This is a genomic window from Nocardioides sp. NPDC004968, assembly GCF_040608935.1.
Taxonomy (GTDB): Bacteria; Actinomycetota; Actinomycetes; order Propionibacteriales; family Nocardioidaceae; genus Nocardioides.
In genome coordinates this window covers 1-26077 of the sequence record NZ_JBEXJF010000044.1, presented here as the reverse complement: position 1 = coordinate 26077, position 26077 = coordinate 1, and the positions used below count along the sequence as shown (strand labels likewise).

Annotated in this window: 24 protein-coding genes; 7 read left to right on the top strand and 17 right to left on the bottom strand. The window is 69.6% G+C overall.

Annotated features, from left to right (window positions below; genetic code table 11):
• Positions 1-100: 100 nt before the first annotated feature.
• Positions 101-2152 (bottom strand): ATP-dependent DNA helicase UvrD2, encoded by a 2052-nt coding sequence (locus ABZU72_RS25580; RefSeq protein ID WP_355021595.1) that lies wholly within the window; start codon positions 2150-2152, stop codon positions 101-103.
• A gap of 108 nt (positions 2153-2260) precedes the next feature.
• Here ABZU72_RS25580 and ABZU72_RS25575 point away from each other — a divergent pair, with 108 nt between their 5' ends.
• The gene (locus ABZU72_RS25575) at positions 2261-2506 is read left to right on the top strand and encodes a mycoredoxin (protein ID WP_045551315.1); all 246 of its coding nucleotides are present in this window, start codon (positions 2261-2263) and stop codon (positions 2504-2506) included.
• 6 nt (positions 2507-2512) lie between these two features.
• Here the strand turns inward: ABZU72_RS25575 and nudC are convergent, their stop codons facing one another.
• Positions 2513-3424 (bottom strand): NAD(+) diphosphatase, encoded by a 912-nt coding sequence (gene nudC / locus ABZU72_RS25570; protein WP_355021594.1) that lies wholly within the window; start codon positions 3422-3424, stop codon positions 2513-2515.
• A gap of 37 nt (positions 3425-3461) precedes the next feature.
• Between nudC and ABZU72_RS25565 the strand changes: the two genes are divergently transcribed.
• On the top strand, positions 3462-5267 hold the full coding sequence (locus ABZU72_RS25565) for a hypothetical protein (protein WP_355021593.1): 1806 nt from the start codon (positions 3462-3464) through the stop codon (positions 5265-5267).
• 610 nt (positions 5268-5877) lie between these two features.
• On the opposite strand, the gene ABZU72_RS25560 is transcribed toward ABZU72_RS25565, so the two are convergent.
• The 11 genes from ABZU72_RS25560 to moeZ all read right to left on the bottom strand — a co-directional run bounded on the left by ABZU72_RS25560 (position 5878) and on the right by moeZ (position 18205).
• Positions 5878-9114, bottom strand: coding sequence for an ATP-dependent DNA helicase (locus tag ABZU72_RS25560; protein ID WP_355021592.1), 3237 nt, complete (start codon positions 9112-9114; stop codon positions 5878-5880).
• On the bottom strand, positions 9111-12440 hold the full coding sequence (locus ABZU72_RS25555) for an ATP-dependent DNA helicase (protein WP_355021591.1): 3330 nt from the start codon (positions 12438-12440) through the stop codon (positions 9111-9113). The genes ABZU72_RS25560 and ABZU72_RS25555 overlap by 4 nt, the downstream gene beginning before the upstream one ends.
• Before the next feature lie 32 nt (positions 12441-12472).
• Positions 12473-12775, bottom strand: coding sequence for a DUF1905 domain-containing protein (locus ABZU72_RS25550; protein WP_355021590.1), 303 nt, complete (start codon positions 12773-12775; stop codon positions 12473-12475).
• Between the two features lie 3 nt (positions 12776-12778).
• Positions 12779-13228 (bottom strand): cupin domain-containing protein, encoded by a 450-nt coding sequence (locus ABZU72_RS25545; protein ID WP_355021589.1) that lies wholly within the window; start codon positions 13226-13228, stop codon positions 12779-12781.
• Positions 13209-13907 carry a hypothetical protein gene (locus ABZU72_RS25540; RefSeq protein WP_355021588.1) on the bottom strand — a complete coding sequence of 233 codons (699 nt, stop codon included), beginning with the start codon at positions 13905-13907 and terminating at the stop codon, positions 13209-13211. Before ABZU72_RS25540 ends, ABZU72_RS25545 begins: the two co-directional genes overlap by 20 nt.
• Positions 13908-13985: 78 nt before the next feature.
• Positions 13986-14591 carry a lysophospholipid acyltransferase family protein gene (locus ABZU72_RS25535; protein ID WP_355021587.1) on the bottom strand — a complete coding sequence of 202 codons (606 nt, stop codon included), beginning with the start codon at positions 14589-14591 and terminating at the stop codon, positions 13986-13988.
• 59 nt (positions 14592-14650) lie between these two features.
• The gene (locus tag ABZU72_RS25530; RefSeq protein WP_350659408.1) at positions 14651-14971 is read right to left on the bottom strand and encodes an MGMT family protein; all 321 of its coding nucleotides are present in this window, start codon (positions 14969-14971) and stop codon (positions 14651-14653) included.
• A gap of 21 nt (positions 14972-14992) precedes the next feature.
• Positions 14993-15862, bottom strand: coding sequence for a hypothetical protein (locus tag ABZU72_RS25525; protein ID WP_355021586.1), 870 nt, complete (start codon positions 15860-15862; stop codon positions 14993-14995).
• 60 nt (positions 15863-15922) lie between these two features.
• Positions 15923-16549 (bottom strand): class F sortase, encoded by a 627-nt coding sequence (locus ABZU72_RS25520; RefSeq protein ID WP_355021585.1) that lies wholly within the window; start codon positions 16547-16549, stop codon positions 15923-15925.
• On the bottom strand, positions 16546-16836 hold the full coding sequence (locus ABZU72_RS25515) for a hypothetical protein (RefSeq protein WP_355021584.1): 291 nt from the start codon (positions 16834-16836) through the stop codon (positions 16546-16548). The genes ABZU72_RS25520 and ABZU72_RS25515 overlap by 4 nt, the downstream gene beginning before the upstream one ends.
• A gap of 154 nt (positions 16837-16990) precedes the next feature.
• Positions 16991-18205, bottom strand: coding sequence for an adenylyltransferase/sulfurtransferase MoeZ (gene moeZ, locus ABZU72_RS25510; protein WP_355021583.1), 1215 nt, complete (start codon positions 18203-18205; stop codon positions 16991-16993).
• A 127-nt stretch (positions 18206-18332) separates the two neighbouring features.
• On the opposite strand from moeZ, the gene ABZU72_RS25505 reads away from it, so the two are divergent.
• The 3 genes from ABZU72_RS25505 to ABZU72_RS25495 all read left to right on the top strand — a co-directional run bounded on the left by ABZU72_RS25505 (position 18333) and on the right by ABZU72_RS25495 (position 19740).
• Positions 18333-18965, top strand: coding sequence for a TetR/AcrR family transcriptional regulator (locus tag ABZU72_RS25505; RefSeq protein ID WP_328529078.1), 633 nt, complete (start codon positions 18333-18335; stop codon positions 18963-18965).
• A gap of 86 nt (positions 18966-19051) precedes the next feature.
• Positions 19052-19273: a DUF3107 domain-containing protein gene (locus ABZU72_RS25500; protein WP_091052608.1), complete on the top strand. Its 222-nt coding sequence runs from the start codon at positions 19052-19054 to the stop codon at positions 19271-19273.
• A gap of 155 nt (positions 19274-19428) precedes the next feature.
• Positions 19429-19740, top strand: coding sequence for a hypothetical protein (locus ABZU72_RS25495; RefSeq protein WP_160027379.1), 312 nt, complete (start codon positions 19429-19431; stop codon positions 19738-19740).
• Between the two features lie 88 nt (positions 19741-19828).
• Here the strand turns inward: ABZU72_RS25495 and ABZU72_RS25490 are convergent, their stop codons facing one another.
• Positions 19829-20890: a C39 family peptidase gene (locus ABZU72_RS25490; RefSeq protein WP_355021582.1), complete on the bottom strand. Its 1062-nt coding sequence runs from the start codon at positions 20888-20890 to the stop codon at positions 19829-19831.
• A complete protein-coding gene (locus ABZU72_RS25485; protein ID WP_355021581.1) occupies positions 20880-21581 on the bottom strand; it encodes a ferritin-like fold-containing protein in 702 nt (233 codons plus the stop codon). The genes ABZU72_RS25490 and ABZU72_RS25485 overlap by 11 nt, the downstream gene beginning before the upstream one ends.
• 172 nt (positions 21582-21753) lie before the next feature.
• Between ABZU72_RS25485 and ABZU72_RS25480 the strand changes: the two genes are divergently transcribed.
• The gene (locus tag ABZU72_RS25480) at positions 21754-23220 is read left to right on the top strand and encodes a DEAD/DEAH box helicase (protein ID WP_355021580.1); all 1467 of its coding nucleotides are present in this window, start codon (positions 21754-21756) and stop codon (positions 23218-23220) included.
• 6 nt (positions 23221-23226) lie between these two features.
• Here the strand turns inward: ABZU72_RS25480 and ABZU72_RS25475 are convergent, their stop codons facing one another.
• Positions 23227-23874 carry a L,D-transpeptidase gene (locus ABZU72_RS25475; RefSeq protein ID WP_355021579.1) on the bottom strand — a complete coding sequence of 216 codons (648 nt, stop codon included), beginning with the start codon at positions 23872-23874 and terminating at the stop codon, positions 23227-23229.
• A gap of 190 nt (positions 23875-24064) precedes the next feature.
• Between ABZU72_RS25475 and ABZU72_RS25470 the strand changes: the two genes are divergently transcribed.
• Positions 24065-24829, top strand: coding sequence for an SDR family oxidoreductase (locus ABZU72_RS25470; RefSeq protein WP_355021578.1), 765 nt, complete (start codon positions 24065-24067; stop codon positions 24827-24829).
• Positions 24830-24898: 69 nt separating this feature from the next.
• Here the strand turns inward: ABZU72_RS25470 and ABZU72_RS25465 are convergent, their stop codons facing one another.
• On the bottom strand, positions 24899-25801 hold the full coding sequence (locus ABZU72_RS25465; RefSeq protein WP_355021577.1) for a hypothetical protein: 903 nt from the start codon (positions 25799-25801) through the stop codon (positions 24899-24901).
• Between the last annotated feature and the right edge of the window lie 276 nt (positions 25802-26077).

Here is a 26077-nt window from a genome sequence, read left to right as displayed (position 1 = left end):
CGGCGCGCGGCTTTACTTGATGAAAGAACAGTAACCGGCCGGACAGGTCGGCCGCAAACGATTAAACCCGTTGATTTCGACGAATTTCCGTGAAGGACTTTTAGGCCTCGGCGGAGATCACCTGAAGGACTTCCGAGCCGTACGTCTCCACCTTGCTGCGGCCGATGCCAGCGATGCGCTGCAGATCCTGGAGCGTGCCCGGCTTCTGTTCGGCGATCTGCTCCAGGGTCGCGTCGGTGAAGACCACGAACGCCGGCTTGCGGATCTCCTCGGCGGTCTCCTTGCGCCACTGCTTCAGCCGGGCGTAGAGCTCCTCGTCGTAAGGCGCGTCGCAGCCCTCGTGACGGCCAATCCGCTTCTCGGCCGCCGAGCCGAGCGGGCCGCCGCAGGCCTTGCACATCCGCGCCTTCCCGGAGCCGGGGCGACGGGTCGGCGCCGCGGACCGAGCCGGTCGCAGCGGGTCGAGGAACCGCGACGGCCTGCGCCGCGCGGCCTGGCCCGGCTGGCGTGCCAGCGCCCAGGACAGGGTCAGGTCCACCCGCGCCCGGGTGAGGCCGACGTAGAGCAGCCGACGCTCCTCCTCGATCTCGGCCGGGGTCGGCTCCTCGCCACGGAGGATGAACGGCATCGTGCCGTCCTGGAGGCCGACCAGGAACACCGAGTCCCACTCCAGGCCCTTGGCGGCGTGGAAGGTCGCCAGGGTCACTCCCGACGGGACCGGTGCGTGCTGTTCGGCCGCACGGCGGTCGAGCTCGGCGACGAGCCCGGCCAGGTCGCCGCCGGCCGCGGAGAAGGTGCGCGCCTGGTCGATCAGCGCCTGCCATGACTCCCAGCGGTCGCGGGTCTGCCCCCGGCCCTCGGGCGGCTCGGAGGTCCAGCCCATCCCGGCGAGGATCCCGTGGACCGACTCCAGCAGCTCGTCGCCGATCACGGCACCCTGGCCGCCTCGCGCCGCACCGCGGATCCGGGTCACCGCCTCGCGGACCTCGGGCCGGTCGAAGAATCTGGCGGCCCCGCGCAGGACGTACGGGATCCGGCGCGCGGTGAGCGCGTCCTCGTAGGCCTCCGACTGGGCGTTGATCCGGAACAGGATCGCCATCTCGTTGTAGGGCTTGCCGGACTGGTGCAGACGCAGGATCTCGGCGGCGACGCCCTCGGCCTCGGCGACCTCATCTGGCTGCTCGACGTGCTCGACGGCCGGCCCGGAGTCGCGCTGGGCCTGCAGCTGGACACCGGCGCTCGGCGTACCTTCCAGGATCTTGTTGGCGGCCTTCACGACCTGCGGCGAGGAGCGGTAGTTGCGGACCAGCTCGACCGATGTGGCGCCGGGGTGCTTCTTCGGGAAGTCACGCAGGTAGGCGGCGTCGGCTCCGGCGAAGGTGTAGATCGTCTGCGCCGGGTCGCCGACGACGCAGAGCTCGCTGCGCCCGCCCAGCCACAGGTCGAGCAGCGCCGACTGGAGCGGCGAGACGTCCTGGAACTCGTCGACGGTGAACCATTTGTACTGTCGCCTGACCTGCGCCGCGACGCGCTCGTCATGCTCCAGGAGGCCGGCGGTCAGGAGCAGCACGTCCTCCATGTCCATGCGCGCCTGGGTGCGTTTGACGTCCTCGTAGGCCGCATAGATGTGTCCGACCATCGCCGGCGTCAGCCCGCCGACCTCCCGGCCCCGAGCCTCGGCCGACTTCGGGTAGTCGTCGGGGTGGACGTTGGAGACCTTCGACCACTCGATCTCCGAGGCCAGGTCGCGCGCCTGGGCCTGGTCGACGTTGATCCGCTGGCGCTGCGCGGCCGCGCGGATGAGCGGGATCTTCGACTCGGTCAGGTTGGGCAGCTCGGTGCCGTAGACCTTCGGCCAGAAGAACCGCAGCTGGCGCAGGGCCGCGGAGTGGAAGGTGCGCGCCTGGACCGCGCCGGCGCCCATCGCCCTCAGCCGCTGCCGCATCTCCCCCGCCGCCCGGGTGGTGAAGGTGACCGCGAGGACCTCCGGGGGCGCGTAGACGCCGGTGGCGACGCCGTAGGCGATCCGGTGGGTGATCGCCCGTGTCTTGCCGGTCCCCGCACCCGCCAGCACCCGGACCGGACCCCGCAGTGCCTCCGCCACCCGGCGTTGCTCAGGGTCGAGGGCGGCGAGGAGGGACTCGGGGGTCATGGGCGGGGCAGGGTTCAATTGGGAATGGCTCCTCGGGGTGGGAACGTTATGCCTTGCAGGCCAAGACTATTGGCTCGCACCGACAGTTCTGAATGAGGAGAGCCCCCGATGAGCAGCTTCACGATGTACACCACACCCTGGTGTGGATACTGCCAGCGACTCAAGGGTCAGCTCGGCCGTGAAGACATCACCTTCGACGAGGTCGACATCGAGCAGGTCCCGGAGGCCGCGCAGATCGTCGAGCAGGTCAACGGCGGCAACCAGACCGTCCCGACCCTCGTCTACTCCGACGGCACCGCGATGACCAACCCGTCGATCGCTCAGGTCAAGGCGAAGCTCGCCGAGCTGGTCTGACGCCGGTCACCACGAGCCGGGCAGCTCCCCGCCGTACCACTCCTCGACCAGCGAGCGGCTGATCGAGATGCCGCTGGGCAGCTTGATCTCACCGCTCTTCGCGACCGCGGCGAGATCCGCGCGGGTGAACCAGCGCGCCTCGCGGATCTCGTCCTCGTCGACCGTGATCTCGGTCGACGCCGCGTGCGCGAAGAAGCCGAGCATCAGGCTGGCCGGCAGCGGCCAGGGCTGGTTGCCGAAGTAGTCGACCTGCCCGACACGTACGCCGACCTCCTCGGCGACCTCGCGGCGGACCGCGTCCTCGAGCGACTCCCCCGGCTCGACGAAGCCGGCGAGGGTGGAGAAGTTGGGCGCGGGCCAGCGGGTGTGGTTGCCGAGCAGGCAACGCTCCTCATCGCTCCCGGGCTCCCCTGACGTCACCAGCATGATCACCGCCGGGTCGGTGCGCGGGAAGATCACGTGTCCCTCCGCGCAGGCCAGCTCGTGACCGGCTGAGCGCGGTTCGAGGCTGCCGCCGCACCGGGAGCAGAACCGGGTCGCCCGGTGCCACTCGGCCAGTCCGATCGCGTGCATCAGGAAGCTCGCCTCGGTCGTGTCGGCGAGCAGTGCGGGGAAGAGCCCGCGCAGATCACGCCACGTCTCGCCGGCCTCCTCGCGACCGGTGAGCACCGCGAACCGGGCACCTTCGGCGGTGTCGCCGAGGAGCAGCCGGATCCCCTCCGGCGAGTCCCCCGGCGTACGCCACCTCACGCCGGTCCTGCCTGACGGCTCGACCCTGTTGCCGGCGACCACGAGGACCCTCGTGGTCTCGTCCGACCAAGCCTTGTCGACCCAGCCGTCGTCGGCGCGCAAGTGGCCGGAGCGGTCGTGGGGATCCTGAATGATTCGCAGATGGATGGGCAGCTTCGGGGAGTCCACCCGTCAGAGCCTATGAGGTGGGTATATGTTCCGCCGCGTGGATCGGTTCTGGCGCATCGCCGCTGTCGTCTCCGTCGTGGTCGCTCTGGCGATCAACGTCTACATCGCCTGGGGCTCCAACCTCTCGTTCATGTACGACGAGATCGGCACCGTCATCCACGGACGGACCGTCCTCGGACTCGACTCGCCGCAGCTGAACACCCCCGGTTACTACCCCGGGTGGGGCGTGCTGCTGGCGCCGTTGTGGCTGGTCACCTCCAACGTCTTCACGTTCTACCAGCTGGCGATCGTCGTCGGTCTGGTGATCAGCATGCTCACGATCTGGCCGCTGGCTCGGGTCGCGGTGCGGCTCAGCGGGGTCACGCCGGCGCAGGGTGTGGTCGCCGGCGCCATCGTGATGGCCCTACCGCCGCGCGCGATCCAGGCCGACTACATCCTCTCCGAGCGGCTGGTCACGCTGCTCGTCGTCCTGGCGACCCTGGCCGCGTTCCGGCTATGGGAGAAACCGACCTACCGCGGCGTACTCCTGCTCAGCCTGCTCACCGGGCTCGCGCTCTTCTCCCATGCCCGGATGCAGGTCTTCGTCGCGGCGGTCGCGCTGTGGTTGATCTTCTTTCTTGTACGCAGGTGGCAGATCGCCCTCGTCGGACTGGTCGCCACTGGCGTGCTCGCCGTGATTGCCAACAAGGCCGCGCTCTGGTTCCACGCGCAACTGGTGCCGTGGAAGTTCATCCAGGCGCAGGGCTTCTTCGAGAAGGTCACCCAGGCCAACCCCCGGTACTGGGTCGACACCTTCGCCGGCGAGGCCTGGACCCAGATGATCGGCAGCTTCGGCGTCGTGGTCGTCGGCCTGGTCGTGGTGACCGCCCTGTTCTGGAAGGAGCTCCGCTCACGACAGGTGGGGCCGGCCGGGTTCGTGCTGATCGCGGCCGGGTCGATGTACGTCCTCAGCTGCCTGAACTGGGGCAACGAGTACTCGCTGTTCACCATGGAGTGGCGGCGCTTCGACTACTGGATCTACGGACGCTACATCGACCCGGTCTTCGCGGTCCTCGTGCTGGCCGGGGTCTGCGCGGCGATCCAGGCCGTACGCTCCCGTGCGGTCCTCGTCTGGACCTGGGTGATCGTCGCCGGGATCTCGCTGGTGACCATCCTCGTGGTCGCCCCCGACGCACCCACCTGGGCCTACACCACCCCGGCACACATCCCCGGCGCGATCCCGTGGTGGTGGGCGCTTCCGGGCGGCGAGTTCCCACAGCCGGGGCCGATCCCGTCGTTCACCAACGACAACCGCTTCTGGCTGATCGCGACCCTGTGCGCCCTGGTACCGCTGGCGATCTGGACGCTCCTCGCCGCCCTCTCCCGGCTCAGCCCTCGGCTGAGCTCAGCGAGAGCTGACCGAGTACGCGCCGTGGTCGTCACCGCGCTCGTCCTGGTCGTGGGCACCGCCGGGTCTGCCGTCGCCGACGTGGCCTCCGACAAGTTCCACGACCACTTCGACCACGCCACCCCGGTCGTCGACGACCTGCGCTCGATCCTCGCCGAGCACCCCGACGCGGTCGTCGCCTACGACGACAACTGCCCCCGCCGCCCCTCGGCGATGAACTCCGAGCGCAACTGGCTGATGTGGTGGATGCTGCCCACCATCGTCGAGCGCGAGTGGGAGTGGGGCGACGACATCGTCTTCTCCTGCCCCTCCGGCGAGCCGGCGTTCGTCACCGGTGCGGTGATGCTGCGCGAACGTCCGTTCCCACTTGCCACCGTCTGGATCATGCCCGGTGACCTGCTCGACTCGTTGCGTGAGTCGGGTGAGTTGCCGGAGGTTGCGCGGACGGTGAAGTAGTTGATCCCCACGTCGGTTCGGGTTGGTGTCTTGGTCTGGCGTTTGGATTGGGACTGATCTTTCGGGCTGGGCTGGGCCGCCGACCCGTTCTTCGAGGGTCTTCTCGACCTGCCCCGGAGTAAAGGACGGCCTTCGGCCGCCGGCTACGCCGGCCGCTTCGCGGTCCTTGACACCGGACCACGTCGAGAAAGAATTTGGCTGGCTATCGGGGCGGCGGCCCGAGTGTGGCCACGGCACACTCACCCACGGCAGGTGACCGCTCCACACCTACAGCAGACATGGGTCTCCGCGTGAAAGAAAAGTTTCTTTCACCCCACCAACCCCACCCCAGTCGAGGCAGCATCTTGAGACGAGTTTCTTCCGCACAACCCACCTGACCGACGCAGACGCGACGACCACCCAAGATCCCAAGCCCCCACCCAACCCAAACCTCCGCACCAAACCCCTGCCGCCGACCCGATAACCAGCCAAAATTCTCGACGGAGCCCGGTGTCAAGGATCGCCGAAGGCGACCGGCGAAGCCGGCGGCCGAAGGCCGTCCTTTACTCCGGGGTTCGACGAGAACACCCTCCAAGAACGGGTCGGCGGCAAACAGCCCCCGAAAAACGGGTCAGCGACCCCCGCCCAAGATCCTCTCCAACTCCTCCCGATCAGAAAGAGCAGAAGGCTCGACAAGCCGTCCAGACCGCACGTAGTAGAACGCCGCCCGAACCCGCGACAACGGCACTCCCATCAGCTCAGCCCACCCAAGCCGATAGAGAGCCAGCTGGAGCGGGTCGGCGTTCTGGGTCTGGTTGGTCTTCCAGTCGATGATCAGGAAGCTCCCGTCGGGCTCCTGATAGACGGCGTCGATCCGGCCGCGTACGACCTGACCTGCCAGGACGATCGCGAAGGCCGCCTCGACCCGGTACGGGGGCCGGTCGGCGAACGGGCCCTGTTCGAAGGCGGCGATGACATCCTCGAGACCGGACTCGTCCTCGATGCCGTGGTCGGCGCGACCGGGCAGGTCGTCGGGGTCGAAGAGGTCCTGCTGGCCGAAGCGGGCCTCGACCCAGGCGTGGAACCGGGTGCCGAAGCGGGCCTGGGAGGAGGGCTTGCGGGGCATCGGGCGAACCAGGTCGGCAGCGAAACCGAGCGGGTCGTCGCGCAGCTTCGACATGGCGGTGGCCGAGAGCGACGACGGCAGCGGAACGACCACCTCCGGAGCGCGCTCGCGCTCCGCCTCGGTGAGCAGCCGCTCGATCTCCTCGTCCCACTGGTTCACCGTCTCGAGCAGGGTGAGGTCGTCGAGATCGTCGGGTCCCGGAGTCACCTCCCGGACCAACCTCGCCGCCTCCAGACGGCGCTCCACCTCTGGAGTGTGATGGTTGATCGGCCAGGGCAGGTCGACCTCCTGCGCGGCGTAAGGACTCTCCTCTTCGCCCTTCACAACGACCTCGGCCCACCGGTCGGGCTTGGCGCCCCACTGGAGCAGCGCCTCGCGGGTCCTCTCCACGTAGACCGACGGCCCACGCCCCTCCTTGAGCGAGGGTGACCAGCGCCAGCACGAGACGAACTGGATGTGGCGGGCGCGGGTCCAGGCGACGTACGCCAGCCGGAGCTCCTCGACGCGCTCGTGCTCCTTGCGCTCGGCGAGGAGCTCGTCGATCGAGTCGGCGTCGTGGCCGTGGAGCTGCGGCAGATCGGCGCGGTCCCCGCGGAGGGCAGCGGGCATCACCGACGGGACGGTCAGCCACGACGAGCGCGTCTGGCCGGTCGGGAACTTCTTGTGGGTCACCCCGACCAGGAAGACGACGTCCCACTCCAGGCCCTTGGCGCGGTGGACGGTGAGCAGCTTGACCGAGTCGGCCTCCGAGGGCGTGGCGACGTCGAGGCCCTGGCCGTATTCGTCCTCCGCCTCGAGGTAGGCCAGCAGCGCGGCGAGGGTGACCTGACCGTCGAGACCCTCGAAGTCGGCGACCGCCTGGACGAAGAGGTCGAGGTTGTCTCGCCTGGCCGAGGCTGCCGGGGAGACCGAGGCAGCCAGCTCGACATCGATGCCGGTGACGTCGATGATCCGCCGGACCAGGTCGAGGAGCGGCTCGTTGACCGCCCGGCGCAGCCCGCGGAGCTCGTCGGCGAGGAGCTTGAACCGCTCCCTGGCCTGTGGGGAGTAGTCATAGTCGGAGGTGTCGCCGGGATCCTCCAGCGCGTCGTTGAGAGAGGGGATCTCGGTGGGGTCGGTGCCCTCGACCGCCGCCTCCAGCTGCCGCTCGATGTCGGCGAACTCCTCCGCGCCGCCGATGACGCCGGCCAGGTCGCGGGAGCGTCGACCCAGGATGGCCAGGTCGCGCGGCCCGATCGCCCACCGTGGACCGGCGAGCAGCGTGAGCAGCGCGGCGTTGGCGGTGACATCGTGGAGCAGCTCCATCGTGGCCACGACCTCGGCCACCTCGGGCAGCCGTAGCAGCCCCTTCAGGCCGACGATCTCGACCGGGATCTCGCGAGCGGTGAGCGCGTCGAAGACCGCTGCCGCCTGCGAGTTGTCCCTGGTCAGCACGCCGATCTCCTTCCACTCCCCGACCGCCTCATGGGCCTCGGTCACCTTGTCGGCGAGCCAGAGCAGCTCATCGTCGTACGTCTCGTGGACATGCACTCGCACCTCACCATCCCGCGCGCCCTCGGCGGCGACCAGGCGCTCCTTCTCGCGGCCCTCGTAGAGCTGGGCGGCCAGATGGTTGGCGGTGTCGAGGATGCGGGCGTCGGAGCGGCGGTTGACGGTCAGGGAGTAGGCGGGGCGTCTCCCGTCCTTCGCCGGGAAGTCGCGGCCGAACTCGAGGATGTTGCTCACCGAGGCACCGCGCCAGCCGTAGATCGCCTGGTTGGGGTCGCCGACGGCGGTGACGGGGTGTCCGTCGCCGAAGAGGCGGGCGAGCATCTGGGCCTGGGCCACCGAAGTGTCCTGGTATTCGTCGAGCAGCACGACCTTGAACTTCCCGCGCTCGATCTCGCCGACCTCGGGCGTCTCCACGGCCAGCCGAGCGGCCAGCGCGATCTGGTCGGAGAAGTCCATCAGCCCGAGCCGGTCCTTGAGCCGCCGGTAGCCGTCGACCAGGTCGAGCAGCTCGTAGCGCTTGTCGATCGCGTCGATCGCCTTCTCGACCTTGGTCAGCTTGGTCTTGACCCGTTTCCCGTCGGCCAGCTGGGCGTTGAGGTCGGCCACCTCCAGCGCGAACAGCGACCGCTCGTTGCGGTCGTAGGCCCGCAGCGTGGCGGGGTCGACGAGGTGCTCGGAGAGCTCGGAGTCGAGCGCGAGCAGCTGCTGGACGGCCAACTTCGGGTAGTCGGTCAGCTTCTCCACCGGGTGGGTGTGCCGGGCCACCGCTCGAGCCGCGAGCTGGTAGCGGGTCGCGTCGGCGATCAGCCGGGTGTCGGGCTCGTGGCCGATCCGCAGCCCGTGCTCGGAGAGCAGGCCGGAGGCGTAGGAGTGGTAGGTCGAAACGGTCGGCTCGGTGGGCTCGTCGTCCTCCTCACCGGGCCGCGGCGGACCCTCGCGCCGCTCGGGCCACAGCCCCGCCTTCTGCAGCGACTCCCGGATCCTGGTGGCCAGCTCGGCGGTCGCCTTCGTGGTGAAGGTCAGACCGAGCACCTCCCCGGGGAGTACGCGGCCGGTGGCGACCAGCCAGACGACTCGAGCGGCCATCACCGCGGTCTTGCCGGATCCCGCGCCGGCGATCACCACGGCCGGCTCCAGCGGAGCCGTGATCGCGCGGAACTGCTCCTCGCTGTAGAGCCAGTCGTGGCCCATCAGCTTGGCGAGCTCTTCGGGGGTCTCGACCTTCATCGCGGTGCTCGTTCCGGCGTTCATGACAGCACCGAGCCCGAGGTCTGCGCCGGGCAGAGCGCGACGAACTGGCACCGGTCGCACTGCTTGCCGGGCCTGGCCACGAACTCCTCGGCCCGGACCGTTGCCACCGCCTTCTCCAGCTGGGCGACGATCTCGGGCGGCTCGGGTGCCTGCACCTGCACCTTCGGCAGCTCGCTCCCCGAACCCGCGGGATGGCGCAGCTGGATAAGCTCCGCTCCCCCGGAGGTCGCCCCGGGCGCGAGCTCGGACGCGGCGCCGTGCTCGACGGCCAGCTGGTAGAGGCCGAGCTGGCCGTGCTCCTTGACCTCCTGCGCGGTGGGCGGATACTTCCCGGTCTTCAGGTCGACGACGACGATCCGGCCGCTCTCGTCGAGCTCCAGGCGGTCGGCATAGCCGTTCAGCCGCACCGTCTCACCACTGGGCAGCGAGACCTTCGCGGTCAGCTGTTCCTCGAAGCCGATCACGGTCCGTGCGCCGGGGCGCCGGTGCCAGGTCAGGAACCTGGCCAGCACGTCCTGGACCGCCTCGCGCTCGCGGGCAGCGGACCACGGCGTACGGAACTCGAGGCGGCCCCAGACCTCGTCCACGAACGGCATCAGGTCCTCGACGGTGGCAGCGTCGAGGTCGCCGCGGGCGAGCTGCTCGGCGATCGCGTGCACGACCTTGCCGAACCCCTGGCTCGAGGAGTCGGTGACGGCCCCGCCCGCTTCGCGGGCCAGGAACCACTGCGCGGGGCAGGTCAGGATCGCCTCCAGCGCCGACGCGCTCAGCGTGATCGGACGGCCCTCGGGACGCACCGCGGCCGAGGCGTACGTCGGGGCCCGAAGCCCCCACCAGGTCGACGGGTCGGCCGCGAGCGCGATCCGCTTGCCGCGCACCTCGGTGGCGGCCAGCTTCTGCAGCCTTCTCGCGGCCGCCTCGCGCAGCGCGTCGGGCTGCGCCGGATCGGCGGCGGTGCGGCGCAGCTCGGCGATCAGACCGGCCAGCGACAACGGTCGAGTCGGCCGGCCGACGCGGTGACGGATCTGGTCCTCGCGCAGGCCGAGCTCGTTGATGAACCGCGACGGCTGGTCACCGTCGTCGTCGGGCGACTTCACCGCGGTCACGACCAGCCGGGACCGGGCGCGGGTGGCGGCGACGTAGAAGAGCCGGCGCTCCTCGGCGAGCATCGCCGAGCGGGTCAGTGGCGGCAGCAGCCCGCCGTGACGGCCGTCCGGCAGCGCCGGGGCGATCCGGTCGGGGCCGAGGAGCGAGTCGCGCCGGCGCAGGTCGGGCCAGGCGCCCTCCTGGACGTGGGCGACGACCACGAGCCCCCATTCCAGCCCCTTGGAGCGGTGGGCGGTGAGCAGCCGCACCGCCGAGCCGCGTACGCCCTTGTCTGCCAGGGTGTCGGCCGGGATCTCCTGGGCACGAAGCGTGGCCAGGAAGGTCTCCACCGAGGTGAACTCCTGACGACCCTCGATCTTGGCGGCGGTGTCGAAGAGCGCCACGACCGCGTCCAGGTCACGGTGGGCCAGCCGCGCCGCCGCGCCACCCGACTCCACCTGCGCCCGCAGCCGCTGCCCCCACTCGGCACCGTCCCACAGCGTCCACAGCACCTGCTCCGCCCCGGCCCCCTCCTTCAGCGCGACACGCGCCTCAGCGAGAAGAGCCGCGAGCCGGCGTACCCGCCCCAGCACCCGCTCCTCGCCCCCGCTGGTCGAGCCGCCGGAGCCGCTAGGCGGAGGCGTGTCGAGACCAACACGGTCCGCTTCGGCGCGCGCATCGACTGTGTTGGTCTCGACACGCTCGCTGGCGCTCGCGGCTCGACCGACGGCGGAGACCAGCAGCGACGGATCGAGCACGGCGCGGCGTACGAGATCGTGCGCGGCGACGTCGGGGAACCTCGCCCGCAGGGTGCGCGTGAGCGCGCGGACGTCGGTGGCGTCGAGGCCGCCGAGAGGACCGGTGAGCAGCTCCTCGCAGCGGTCGGGGCGTACGTAGCGCTCGTCGAGGTCGGACTCGACGTCGGCGTCGACGACGATCCCGAGAGCGTCGAGGAGGACCGCGGCGGCGGGCTCGCGGACCAGCGGCGTCTCGTCGGCGGCGACCTCGACCGGTACGCCGGCGGCGGTCAGCGATCGGCGCAGCTGCGGGATCGAGGTGCGGCCCGAGCGCACCAGGACGGCCATGTCGGACCAGTCGATGCCGTCCTCGAGATGCGCGCGGCGGAGCAGGTCGGCGATGTGCTCGGTCTCGGCGCGATCGGTGTCGAAGGTGAGCACCTCGGCCCGGCCGGGGTCCTGAGCCAGCGGATGCGGGTTGCGGAAGGTGTCGTAGGCCGCGGCCGGGATCGAGCCGCGCACCGAGATGCCCGCCGCGATCGACCGCGACGCCCGCAGCAGCCGCGACCCGAACCGGCGGGTCGTCCCGAGCGCCACCACCGGCGCGTGCCGACGCTCCCGGGTCAGGAACTGCGAGGGGAAGTCGAGGATCCCGTTGACGTCCGCGCCCCGGAACCCGTAGATCGACTGGTCGGGGTCACCCACCACGATCAGGTCGCGCCCGTTCCCGGCGAGCGCCTGCAGCAGCGCGACCTGGCTCGGGTCGGTGTCCTGATACTCATCCACGAACACGCAGGCGAACTCGGCCCGGAGCTCGGCCGCATGCCGCTCGGCCTCGATCACCCCACGCATGATCAGGTCGGGGTAGTCGATCGCCGACTGCGCACCGAGCACGTCGAGATATTGCTCCAGGAACCACCCGGCCGCGACGAACTCCTCGATGCTCTCCTCCCGGCCGAGCGCCACCAGCTGGTCGGGGTCGAGCCCACGCTCGCGCGCCCGCGCGATCACGGTCTGCACCTCACGCGCGAACCCGCGGGTGCCGATCGCCATCCGGAACCGCTCCGGCCACCTCACCGACTCCGGGTGGTCGGCCAGCAGCTCCTGCAGCACCACATCGGCCTCCGGTGCGGAGAGCAGGGTCAGCGGGGCGGCGTAGAGCTCGGCCGGTGCGTAGCGGCGCACCAGCCCGTAGGCGAAGGAGTGGAAGGTCGAGGAGACCGCCCCGGACAGCGTCCGCCCCAGCCGCGCGGTCACCCGGTCGCGCAGCTGCTCGGCGGCCTTGCGGGAGAAGGTCAGCGCGAGCAGCTGGTCAGGACGTACGCCGCGGTTCTCGATCCGGTCGACCACCGCCTCCACCAGCGTGGTCGTCTTGCCGGTCCCTGGTCCGGCCAGCACCAGCAGCGGTCCGCCGGGATGCTCCACGACCGACCGCTGGTGCTCGTCGAGCACCGGCACTGCGGCAGCACTCGGCGGCGGGGCAAGGCGGTAGGCGACACTCACGAGTCCCACCCAATCAGACGGCGCCGACAGTTTCAGGCGTCCCCTCGGACGTCATGTCCAAGACGCATCCTCACCGCGACGACGTCGTCGAGGTCGAGGCCCTCCGCCTTCCGGACGACCACCTTCAACGGCAGCAGATAGGTGCCGTCCTTGGGGAAGAGCGCGGTGGTGAACGTGGTCGCGCCGATGGTGGCGGTGACGGCGACCTGGCCCCAGTACTCCAGGCCCCGGGCATCCTCCTTGAGGTCCTCGGCGTCCTCGACGGGCATCGGCACGTAGTAGAACGGCGCCGGTCCGCGCCACTCGATGACGGCTCCTTCGAACGCGTACTCCATCTCCTACTCCGCAGTGCCTGATTCTGGGGCGAGCTCGAAGTCGTCGAAGTCGAACCCGGGTGAGACCACGCAGGAGACGAGCGCGTCCTCGGTCGAGGGGACCGTACGCTGCCACACCCCCGCCTGCACGACCGCCTGCGGCACCTGGCCGGCGGCGACGTCGACCCCGACGAGCACGGTCTCGCCTTCGACCGGCGCCGAACCGGCGCCGCCGAACTGGAGCGACACGACGCCGGTGTGCGCCAGCCAGATCTCGTCCGAGGTGACGCGGTGCCACGCGGACGACTCCCCGGCCAGGAGCCGGAAGTAGATCAAGGTCGCGGTCGGGCGCACCCGCCCGTCGGGCAGGGTGACGGTCTCGGCGGCAGCCCAGGTCTGCCGGAACGCCCCGCCTTCGGGGTGCGGCGCGAGGTCAAGGGCGGAGGTGATGGAGTCAGCGGTCACCCGGCTCATTGTGCCGGGTCTCGTTGGCCGGGTCGTCGGGGAAGCGCGGGTCGCCGAGCAGGTACTGCCAGATCAACCCCGGCTTCTTGTGCGGCAACGGCTTGGGACCACCGACGGAGCGGTTCTCGACCGCGTCCCAGACGGCGTCGACGGGACGGGCCACGCGGCGTACGACCTTTCCAGGCAGACCCGTGTGCGGGAGGTGGGGATGTGGACGCGAAGGTGCCCTCCGCTCGGCCGCGGCCATCCGCTCCGCGATCAGGAGAAGCTCGTCGTCGGAGGCTTCCTCGGCGAGGCGCGAGACCAGCTCGCCCTCCCTCTCCTCCTGGTCGATGAGCGCCTCCTCGACCTCGCCCCACAGCGTCGGCCACCGATGGGTGGTCTCCCAGGTGGAGCCGTACTCGTGCGCCTTCACGTGGAAGAGCAGCACCTCCAGGTGCCGCGCCATGGGGAGGTAGTCATGGACCAGAGCGGCTCCGCCCTCGCAGTGAGCGGAGACCGCCGGCAGCAGTGCCTCGTCCACCGCGTGCAGGTGGCGGGACGTACCGGCGTTGAACTGGTCGATCGGCGGGCAGCCCCGGCGGGTCTGCTCCGGCCTGGCGATGATGCTCCGAGCGTGGGCCAGGCGCCCAGCGAGCTCGTCGTGCTTGCGTCGCAGCTCTTCCTGCAACACGGTCGTGGTGGCCATCTGCCTCACCTCGGCTGCTAGGGATCCACCCTCCAGAATGCGCTCCTTCTCGGCCCGGCGCAACAGGCAAATCTGCGATCAGACGTCGGCGGGCCGCTCGTTGTAGACCCCGGCCACATCCTGACCGCTCAGCGCGGCGATCGCCTCCATGACCTCGTCGGTGAGGGACCGGCGGGCCTTGCCGAGAGGTACGCCGTCGAAGCGCCCGGCCACCTGGATCGGCTGCCCGAACTCGACGGTGACCTTCGCCAGCCGCGGCAGGCTCGACCCGACCGGCTGGAGCTCAGCGGTCCCCCGCAGGCCCACCGGCACCACGGGCACGCCGGCGGTCAGCGCCAGGTGGGCCACCCCGGTGCGTCCGCGGTAGAGCCGGCCGTCGCGCGACCGGGTGCCCTCCGGGTAGATCCCGAACGCCTCACCCTTGTTGAGGACCTCCAGAGCCACCTCCAGCGAGCCGAGCGCGGCCTGCGGGTCGTCGCGGTCCACGGGCAGCATGCCCAGGCCCTCGAACCACGCCCGCTGGGCAGCACCCTTGAGGCCGGTGCCGGTGAAGTAGTCGGACTTGGCCAGGAAGTGCACCGGCCGGGGCGAGACCGACGGGATCACGATCGAGTCGGCGAAGCTGAGGTGATTGCTGGCCAGGAGCACGCCACCGGTGCGCGGGACGTTCTCTGCCCCCGTCACCGTGGGACGCCAGACGGCCCGTAGAAGGGGTGGCACGACGGCGTGGAGGACGCGATACATCACGTGCTCATCGTAGGCGGCAGCCACAGCGCCGCGCGCAGGTCCACCGCCCCCGAGACGCGGCGCGGGGTGCCCTCCTCGAGATACGCCTGCCGCGCCTCCTCGCCGTGGGAGGCGGGGAGCGAGCCATCGGCCCGCACCACCCGCCACCACGGCATTCCCGCGCCCTCGCGCGCCATCACCGAGCCGACCTGCCGAGGCCCGCCTCCGAACTCGTCGAAGAGGGCATCGGCGATCGCGCCGTACGTCGTCACCTGGCCGCGTGGGATCTGCTCGACAAGACGCAGAACGGCTTCTACGTACGCCTCCCGGTCCGTCATGCCGGGCACATTAGCGCGGTGCTACAGGATGGGGCTGAACGGCTCCGTGCCCTGGACCAGACGCAGACCGGAGATGCCCGAGTTCGCCTGGGCGTACTTCAGCTCGAGGTCCATGTCGCCGATGTTGTTGGACCCGGCGAGCGGAAGCAGACCCAGGGTCGACAGCGTCCCGACCGCCTTGCCGTCGGCGTTCAGGAAGCCGGAGCCGGAGTCACCGGGGATGCCGGGGGTGAGGTTGTAGAGCGGGTGCGACCAGCGGGTGCCGTTGACGCTGTCACCGAGCGAGAGGCCGATCTTCGGCGAGAGCAGGTCCAGGTCGGCGCGCACCGAGGAGTTGCCGTAGGAGTAGACCTTGTCGCCGGCGACGGTGCCGTCGGTGTCGATGCCCGTCGGACCGCCCCAGATGGGCACGCTCGGGTTGACCTTGCCGACGTCGGCGGCGTTCACCTTGACCAGGGCGAAGTCGTTGTAGGCGCAGGTGTTCTCGTCCTTCGTGCCCGACTTCTGCATGGTCAGCCAGGACGAGTACGCCAGCTTGCCCTTGCCCAGCACGGTGCCCTCGCTCAGCAGGGAACCGCCCTCGTTGAAGGTGACCTCGGTGCCCAGCGGAAGCGACTTGGCGGCACACCCGTTGGTGTCCGTGGCCTCACCGAGACCCGCGCAGTGGGCGGCGTAGCCGACGTAGACGTTCGCGGCGGAGTCGGCGAAGACGAAGTTGGCGGTGCACTGGGCACCACCGGTGTACATCTGCACGCCCGGGGTGATGGTGGCCGTGTCGGCCGGGGCCCAGGCGTGGGCCGCGGACGGGATCAGGGCCGGGACGAGCGCGGCGGTCAGGGTGCCGGCGGCGACGGCTGCGGCGCGGCGTACGGAACGGCGAGTGCGGAGCATGTGGGGGCCTCGGTCTGTAGGTGATGTGACTCACAAGTAACGAGGCTCGACTGCCCTGGGTTACGGGACGGCGACCACCACGGTGTTGCCCTGGAACGAGGTGCCGTCCCAGTCGTCGCACGTCACCACGACCAGCCTCGGCTCGCCGTCGGTGTCGAAGAGCCTCTCGCTGCGCTTGGCGACCTGCTCCTTGGAGAGGTCGCGCACCGACCGGACGGTGTAGCTGAACTCCTCGTCCTTGGTCCGCACGACGATCTCGTCGCCCTCGTTCACCTCGCCCAGCCGGTCGAGGATGCCGCCGCCGTTGTGCAGGGTGTGGCCGACGATCAGCACCGAGCCGTCATCCGCCCCGGGCTTCGCGCCGCCCTTCCACCAGCCCATGAGCGAGGCGTCGGCGGGCGGGGTGAGCGTGCCGTCCTCCATGGCCAGTGGCACCACGTCGGCATGCACGTTGAGCGACTCGATCGAGACGCCGCGTACCTTGCCCTTCTTCTTCGGCACCTCGGCCAGCGCCTCGGCCGGGATCGAGGAGGTCGTCCCAGGCGGGGTCGCGTTGGTCTTCTTCGCGTCGTCGAGCTTGGTGTAGTAGTCGTAGGCGGCATAGCCGAGCACGGCGACCGCGACCACGAGGACGACGACGAAGATCTCGCCGAGGAAGGTCCTCAGGCTGGGTTGACCGTTGCTCACTCGGCCGAGCGTGCCACAGCCTCAGCCCGTTTGCGACGTACGGCCAGTCCGGCCCCCGCCCCCATCAGCAGAGCACCGACGCCGGCGAAGACATAGGACGGAGGTACGCCAGGGGTCGGGTCCGCGACGTTCGATTCCAGCCTCTCCGGGTCGATCGCAGAGCCTACGGCCGCGCCGGAGGCCGGCTCCGGGGCTTGATCGCTCGCGTTGGCAGGGGCACCGAGAAACAGTCCGCCGGCCAGGGTGGCACCGGCGAGCGTCGCGCTGAGACGAGCGCGTGTGGACAACGTCGAATCCTCCGAGGTTCGGGCATTGATGCAACTCCGCCCCCCGCAGCTGCGATCGCAAAACTATCGGTATCGCCACGTACAGATAAAGCCAGCGGCGGCCCCAGAGGAGCCACCGCTGGCCAACAGTTCAGTAATGCTCAGCTGTACCGATTCAGTACGAGGGCTGCGACGGGTCGATCTGGTTGACCCATGCCACCACGCCACCACCGACGTGGACCGCGTCCGCGTAGCCGGCGCCCTTGGCGATCGCGAGCACCTCGGCGCTGCGTACGCCGCTCTTGCAGTGGAACACGAGCGGCTTGGCACCGTCGCCGGTGAGCTCGGCGACCTGCGGGATCGCGTTGCCGTTGAGGAACTCGCCCTTGGGGATCAGGACGGCGCCAGGGATCTGGTTGATCTCGTACTCGTTCGGCTCGCGCACGTCGACGAGGACGAAGTCACGGCTGCCCTCCTCGCGCTCCTTGATCATCTCGGAGAGCTGGTTGACCGAGATGGTCGAGCCGGCCGCGGCGTCGGCCGCCTCGGTGGAGATCGCACCGCAGAAGGCGTCGTAGTCGATCAGGTCGGTGACCGTCGGGTTCTCGCCGCACAGCGCGCAGTTGGGGTCCTTGCGGACCTTCAGCTTGCGGTACTCCATCTCGAGTGCGTCGTAGATCATCAGCTTGCCGACCAGCGGCTCGCCGATGCCGGTCAGCATCTTGATGGCCTCGTTGACCTGGATCGAGCCGATCGAGGCGCAGAGCACGCCCAGCACGCCGCCCTCGGCGCAGGAGGGGACCATGCCCGGCGGCGGGGGCTCCGGGTAGAGGCAGCGGTAGCACGGGGCGTCGTCGGTCAGGGTCGGCGCGAACACCGACGCCTGTCCGTCGAACCGGTAGATCGAGCCCCAGACGTACGGGATGCCCAGGAAGTACGCCGCGTCGTTGACCATGTAACGGGTCGCGAAGTTGTCGGTGCCGTCGACGATCAGGTCGTAGCCGGTGAAGATCTCGCGCACGTTGTCGTTGTCGAGCCGCACGTCGTGCAGCACGATGTTGACGTACGGGTTGACCTCCTTGATCGCCGCCGCGGCGGATTCGGCCTTCGGCTGGCCCACCGTCGACTGCTTGTGGATGATCTGGCGCTGCAGGTTGGACTCGTCGACCTCGTCGAACTCGACGATGCCGAGGGTGCCGACGCCTGCCGCGGCCAGGTAGAGCAGGGCGGGCGAGCCGAGACCGCCGGCGCCGATGACCAGCACCTTGGCGTTCTTCAGGCGCTTCTGCCCGGCCATGCCGACGTCGGGGATGATGAGGTGGCGGCTGTAACGGCGCACCTCGTCGATCGTCAGCTCGTCAGCGGGCTCCACGAGCGGGGCTAGGGACACAACTGCTCCTCAGTTCGGGCGTACGTATGCCTACTTGAACACCGCAGGCACTCCTCCATGTTCCCTCATCCGTGGACGAGGCAACGACGCGTCCCGCGATCCGAGTACCAGCGGGTAGGCTGCTGGGGTGACCACGCACCAATCCGAGCTCGACCCCACTCGACCGCGAGGGGCGAGACTGCCCCGGACGGAACGACGAGCCCAGCTTCTCGATTCCGCCCTCGAGGTCTTCGTCGCCTACGGCTTCCACGCCGCCGCGATGGATGACATCGCCGAGAGGGCAGGGGTCTCGAAGCCCGTTCTCTACCAGCACTTCCCCGGCAAGCTCGACCTCTACCTGGCCCTGCTGGAGAAGTCCGCGAACGAGATCATCGATCGCTGCCGGGAGGCCTTGGCGTCGACCGATGAGAACAAGGAACGTGTGGCCCGCACGGTCGAGGTCTTCTACGACTACGTGGCCTCCGAGTCCGGCGCCTTCCGGCTCGTCTTCGAGTCCGACCTCACCAACGACCCCGCCGTACGCGAGCAGGTCGACCGGGTCACCAACGAGTGCGCCGAGGTCATCGCCGAGGTGATCGCCGAGGACACCGGCTTCGCTCCCACCGCCTCCCACCTGCTCGCCGTGGGTCTGGTCGGCCAGATCCAGGTCAGCGCTCGCTACTGGCTCCACAACAACGGCGAGCTCTCCCAGGCCGACGCGGCTCGTCTCGTCGCCGGGCTCGCCTGGCGCGGCATCGGCGGCTATCCCAAGACTGATTGATTCCGCTCGTAGCGCAACGACGGGGTTCCTCACGGTCCGTGTGAGAGGATTCCGGAGCATTGATCGACCCATCGCAAGGAGGACCCGTGGAGGTCAAGATCGGCGTCCAGCAGGCCGCCCGTGAGCTCGTCGTAGAGACCGAGGAGTCCAGCGAATCGGTGGAGAAGCTCATCGCCGACGCCCTCGGCGGCGGCGCTGTGCTCGCTTTGACCGACAGCAAGGGCCGCAAGGTCATCGTCCCGACCGAGAAGCTCGCCTACATCGAGATCGGCCCGGCCAAGGTCGGCAAGGTCGGTTTCGCCGGCTGAACGACTCCGGACTGTCACTACTCAGGGATGGCCCTGATTCCGGTGGCGAACTTCCGAGTTTGGGCCATGTTGTCCGTGCATTCCAGTCCCAACAGGTGCAATATCAAAAGATGGGCGCATTCATGGCGCCACTCACAACCTGAAGGGAAAAGGGCATGATCTCAACGATCCTCGTCACCCTCATCGGCGGCGTCATCATCGGGGCCCTCGGCAAGTTCTTCGCGCCGGGCGATAAGGACAACATTCCGTTCTGGCTGACGATTGTCTGCGGTATCGGCGGCATGCTGATCGGCAGCTTCATCTACTGGTTCGTCTTCGGCCAGAACAACGGGCCGTTCGACGGCCATGCGGCTACGTGGGACAACGCAACCAACGGCATCGACTGGTGGCGTCACATCTGGCAGGTCGTGATCGCCGCCGTTCTGGTGGTCGTCGCCTCCGGTGTCACCGGAAAGTCCAAGGCCTGAGCCTCGTCCAGGTCACCTCGAAGCGGTCCCGCCCCCTGTGGGCGGGGCCGCTTCTGTTGTGCGGTGGCACCGGCCCCGTGCCGGCGCCTCACCAGTTGGGCTGCGCCGGCGGCTCCGGCGGGACCACGTCCGGCGGCCGGATGACGTAGACGATCCGGCCGGAGCGGGCCCAGGCACGGTCGAGCTCGCCGAGGTCGTACGTCGCCCGCACCTCGGCATCGCTGACGATCCTGTGGGAAGCGGGGTCGTGGACGACTGGGTCGCCACCCTCGTCGAAGCCGGTCAGCACGAGCAGATGACCGTTGGTGACGTACCCGGCGCCGGTCAGCTCGCCGGCCTGGTGCGAGACGGCCAGCACGAGCGGGATCCCGGCCTCGAGGAACCGGACTGCCTCGGCGAAGGAGCGGAGCCTGGTGACGTACGCGACCAGCCCCCGGGCGCCCGCATAGGCGGTGTTGAAGGCCCAGTTGCCGGCGCCACCGAAGGACTCGTCGTAGACCTCCCGGACGGTGAACGGCACCTGCGGGTCGGGGGTCTCGTAGTCCACCCAGGCCGTCTCGGCGGGCGTCGGCCCGGCGCCCCAGAAGTCGGCGATCATCGCGGTCGAGGCGGCGCTGCACCAGGACTGCCCGCCACCGTCCCAGTGTGGATAGCGGTCACGGTGGAGCTGCTGCGAATAGGCGGGTACGCCACCCACCACCGTCCCGCGAGGCACGGCCCCCGGGGCCGGCGCCGAGTCCCGGGCGTCGGCCGAGACGATCGCCCCGAGCAGGCTCGCCCGCGGCTGGCTCCCGGCGGGGCCGTGCAGGCTCAGCCGCAACGAGAACTGCGTGAACCTGCGCCCGTCCCGCCCCAGGATGGTGTCGTCCGAAGCGACTGCGACCGGGTCGTCCTGACCGGCGACGGAGGTGGAGGTGAAGGCCGGGTCCGAGGACCAGCGAGCGAGCACCAGCCAGCCGCTCCGCTCCCCCGACTCGGCGACCACCTGAGCCGCGACCTCCACCCAGGTCCCGGGTGGGGTCACAACGTTCCAGGAGGCGACCAGCTCGTCGAAGCAGAACCCGGGGCGGACCTCGGAAGACGTCCACACACCGGCTTCGGGGACGATCTGCGTCCCTGCCCAGCCGGTCCAGCGGATGTCAGTGCTCAAGCCCGAGCTTGCCCATTCGCTCGACGTGACGCTGGGTGAGCCGGGTGAGCATCTCGCCGATGGCGCCGAGGTCGAGACCGGGGAGGTGGTCACCGGCGATCAGCTCGCTGAGCCCCTCGCGGGTGGCGGCGACCTGCTGCGCCTGGGTGATCGCCTCGCCCATGAGGCGACGGCCCCACAGCGCTAGGCGTCCGCCGATGAGGTGATCGGCCTCGATGCCGGCCCGCACCCGGTCGACGATGAAGTCGGCCCGCCCGGCGTCCTCGAGGGTGGTGACCACGAGCTTGTGGGTGTCCTCGTCGAGGAAACCGGCGACCTCGCGGTAGAAGTCGTTGGCGAGCCCGTCACCGACGTACGCCTTGACCAGCGACTCCCACCAGTCCGCGGGCTTGGTGTGGATGTGGAACTCGTCGAACCCCTCGCGTAGCGGCTCCATGGCCGCGTACGGGTCGGTGCCGAGCTCCACCAGCCGGTCGAGGACCGGCTGGATCTTGGCGTGCTGGGCAGCCGCCATCGCGAGCAGAGCCGTCTTGTCCTCCAGCGAGGGCGCCATCTTGGCGTCGTCGGTCAGCCGCTCGACAGCCGAGACCTCGCCATAGGCGACCGCTCCGAGAAGGTCGATGACGGCGGCCTTGTAAACAGGATCACCGAAGGGATCCTGAGGACCCGTGAACTCTGACGATGCAACCACGGGAGAACCCTACCGATAGAATGCCTTTTGACCGACCCAGCGCCGCTGTAATGCACTTCATATCGCGGTGGTCTGGTTCCCGTATGTGCGCGGCGTGGCACTCGCTTGGCAAGCTCGAGACACCCGTGAGTCGCTCGCCGCATTCGATGAGACAAGCGAGTAGCGACGAATCATGACAACGTTCAAGGAGCTCGGGGTTCATCCCGAGATCTGCGCTCCCCTCGAGCGCAAAGGCATCACCACCCCCTTCGCCATCCAGGAGATGACCCTCTCGGTCGCCCTGCAGGGCACCGACCTGATCGGCCAGGCCCGCACCGGCTCCGGCAAGACGCTGGCCTTCGGCATCCCGGTCGTGCAGCGCAGCGTGTCCCCCAAGGACCGCGACTACATCGACCTTCCGCAGGGCAAGCCGCAGGCTCTGATCGTGGCTCCGACCCGCGAGCTGGCCATGCAGGTCTCCGCCGAGATCTCGATGATCTCCGAGGACCGCGGCCTCCGCGTGCTGACCGTCTACGGCGGCGCGGGCTACGACCCCCAGCTCGACGCGCTGGAGAAGGGCGTCGACATCGTGGTCGGCACCCCCGGCCGCCTGATCGACCTGGCCAACCGGAAGGTCCTCGACCTCTCCCACGTGCACGCCCTCGTCCTCGACGAGGCCGACGAGATGCTCGACCTCGGGTTCCTGCCCGACGTGGAGAAGCTCGTCACCCTCACCCCGGAGACCCGCCAGACGCTGCTCTTCTCGGCCACCATGCCGGGTGCGATCGTGGCGCTGGCGCGCTCCTACATGCGCCACCCGATGAACATCCGCGCCGAGTCCGCGAGCGAGCGCGAGACGGTGCCCGCCACGGCGCAGTTCGTCTACCAGGCCCACGACCTCGACAAGCCCGAGATGATCGGCCGCCTGCTGCAGTGCGAGGACCACGACAAGGTCGTCGTCTTCGCCCGCACCAAGCGGCAGGCGCAGCGGGTGGCCGACGACCTCGCCGAGCGCGGCTTCCCGGCCTCTCCCCTGCACGGCGACATGCAGCAGGCCGCCCGCGAGCGGGTGATGCAGAAGTTCCGTGACGGCAAGGTCGAGGTCTTGGTGGCCACCGACGTCGCCGCCCGCGGCATCGACGTCACCGGCGTCTCCCACGTGGTCAACTACACGACCCCCGACGACGAGAAGACCTACGTCCACCGCATCGGCCGCACCGGCCGCGCCGGCGCCTCCGGTGTCGCGGTCACGTTCGTCGACTGGGCCGATCTCCACAAGTGGAAGATGATCAACAAGGCTCTCGACCTTCCCTTCGACGAGCCGCAGGAGACCTACTCCTCCTCGGAGCACTTCCTCCACGACATGGGCATCCCGAAGGGCACCAAGGGCCGGGTCAAGGCCGCCGCGCCCGCGAAGCCCAAGGACAAGGACTCCGACAAGGACCGCGAGAAGCGCGAGCGCGCTCCCCGCAACCGCGACCGTCAGCGCACCCGTTCGCGCGGCGGCCAGGTCGTCGACAAGTCCGCCGCTCCGGTTGCTGCCGAGTCCGCTGAGTCGACGAAGCCCGCCGACGGCGAGGCCAAGGCCGAGGGCTCCGCACCGCGTCGCCGCCGGCGCCGCCGCTCGTCGGGCGGTTCCGCGCCCAAGACCGACGCCTGAGCCTGTCTAAGGGATCACAACCACCTTGGTGCCGAGCCGCGCGAAGCGCCACATCGCCTTCGCGTCCGGCTCGGCCTGGCGGATGCACCCGTGCGACAGCGGGGTGCCGAGCTGAGCGCGGCTCTGCACGCGCTTGCCCTTGTCCACCGGGATGTTGTGGAAGCCGATCGCGGCGCGGGGGCCCTTGGTGAAGCGTACGAACCACTTCATCCGGCCCGAGTCGTCGATCCCCCTCGCGTGCTGGGAGCGGGAGAAGACCTTGTAGGTGCCGGGCTCGAGGTTGTCGTAGATGCTGCCCGAGACCGGATACGTACGCCGCGTCCGGTCGGCCGCGGACACGATCCAGACCCGCTGCCGGCTGATCGAGAAGACGGCCCGGCGACCGGTGCCGGAGTCGTCCGGAAGCACCTTCTCAGCGGCGGCGATCCGCGCATCGATGTGACGGTCGATCGCGGCCTCACGCTGGCTTTCGTGCGGCCAGACCGGGGTGCGTGCCCCGGCGTCCGCGCCCAGCTTCATCCCGCTGTCGGCCACGCTGGGCCGGCCGTTGGCCACCGGCTCGGCGATGACCTCGATCCCGACGAACAGACCGGCCGACGTCAGCAAGGACGCGGCGAAGAGCATCTTGGTGCGCCGGAGAGGCCGAGATCTCATGTGGCGCGCAGTGCGGCTCACTTCTTCATCACGCGCCCGAGTCCCCCTACGAAATCCACGTCGAACATCATCCAAACACGTATCACCGCAAGTCAACTGTCACACGACAGACAGAAACCGTGATTCCGCGTACGAACCGACCGCCCGGCGCCTGGATCCCCCGCGCGACCGGTGGTGGCAGGATTGCCTCATGTCGAACCCCACCTCCCTGGTCACCGGCGCAACCGCCGGCATCGGACTCGCCTTCGCCCAGCAGCTCGCCGCCCGCGGACACGACCTCGTCCTCGTCGCCCGTGACGAGGAGCGCCTCGACGGCGTCGCCAAGGACCTGACGGACGCTCACGGCATCGGCGTCGAGGTGCTCCGCGCCGATCTGACCGACAGCGCCGACCTGGCCAAGGTCGAGGGGCGCCTGGCCGACGCCGACCGTCCGGTCGACCTGCTGGTCAACAACGCCGGTCACGGCCTCAAGCACCGCTTCCTCGACAACACCGCCGACGAGGAGACCGCGATGGCGGAGGTGCTCATCATCGCCCCGCTGCGCCTCTCCCACGCCGCGCTGGGCGCCCAGGCGGCCCGCGGCCACGGCGGCATCATCAACGTCGGCTCGGTCGCCTCGTACCTGCCTCGCGGCACCTACTCGGCCGCCAAGGCGTGGATCAACTCCTTCACGGAGTGGGCCCACAACGAGTACGCCGGCCAGGGCATCAAGGTGATGGCCCTGCTGCCGGGGTTCACCAAGACCGAGTTCCACGAGCGCCTCGGCTCCGGCTACGACTCGGCCCCCTCCTGGATGTGGCTCGACGTCAACGATCTGGTCCGCGAGGCTCTCGACGACTACGACGCCGACAAGACCTTCTCGATCCCGAGCAAGCGCTACAAGGCCCTGGCCACCATGGCGCGGGTCGTCCCGTCCGGCGTACTCCAGAAGTTCCAGTCGCTGGGCCGCAAGTAGGCGACTCAGCAGGTAGTCAGAGACCTTCCGGCCCGTTACCGCCCGGTAGACGGGCCCGAAGGTCTCTGACTACCCAGCGCGGGCCCTCAGGTAGCGCTCGCGTTGCCAGTCCGCCAGCGCTCGGCGCATCTCGACGGTGTGGGTGGGGGTCCACCAACGTGGCGGGTCGATCGTCCACCGTCGGTCGGCCATCGGTGTCCGGCTTGCTCGCGCCCGTGCCTCGTGCGTCCTTCTGATGAAGTCAGCGGGGTCGCGGCGGTCGGCGGCGACCATGGTGACGTACTCCAGGCCGACGCGCCGGAAGGCGCCCTCACGCCGCAGGTCCTTGGCCCGCTGCTTGCCCGCCAGGTGCAGGGCACCGTCGTACTCCGCAACCACCCCACGCTCCAGGTCCAGGACATCCGGAGTTCCGATGTGGCGGCCATCGAGGTCGAAGACCGGACGGTTGCTGACCACGCCCGCGATCCCCATCCGCACCTTGAGAGTGAGTCGCAGATCGGTCTCCGACGGCGACCACACATTCTCGTCGGCAAGCGAGATCGCGCGCCTCAGGCGATCGATGCCGGTCCAACCGCTGAGCGTCTCGGCATAGGCCGCCATCTCCGCCAGTGAGATCAGGTCGCTGGCCGCGACGAGATCGAGCCAGCGTACGGCCGACAACGGCGTCTCCGCTCTACGAACCTCGAACGCCACCGACCGATGCGGATCCGTGAGCACCACCCCGTCCACGACCTGACGCGTTCTCGGCAGCATGCGCTCCTTGCTCACCTCGACCCCCGCCTGCACACGCGCCTGCGATCCCGGGCTGAGGATGGTCACCGGCAGCTCGCTGCCGTCCGCGTCGCAACCGTCGACCCAGCGCACCCGCTGCCATGCCAGAGCGGCCCAGCCCGTCACCGCGCCGTCCGCAGGCACCACCGCGGAGGCCTCGAGAACGCGCTGCTGCGGTGAGTCCGGGACGTACGCAGGCACGTAGAGCCCCCGCGACGACCGCCGCCACGCCCGCCCCCTCGCCTGTTTGGGCGTCGGCCCGAGCACACCCGAGGGATCCGTCCGCACAGGACGAACCAGCCCAGGCCGCCCGAGAACGTCGGGCGGCCTGAAGTGAGAGGCACGAGAAGCCACGCCCTCATGATGGCCGCGACCACCGACATGTTGCCGGCCACCGGGTAGTCCGAGACGTTTCGGCCCGTTACACCCCCGGAAACGCGCCCCCAACACAACGAAAAACCCACACCACCGGTAGCG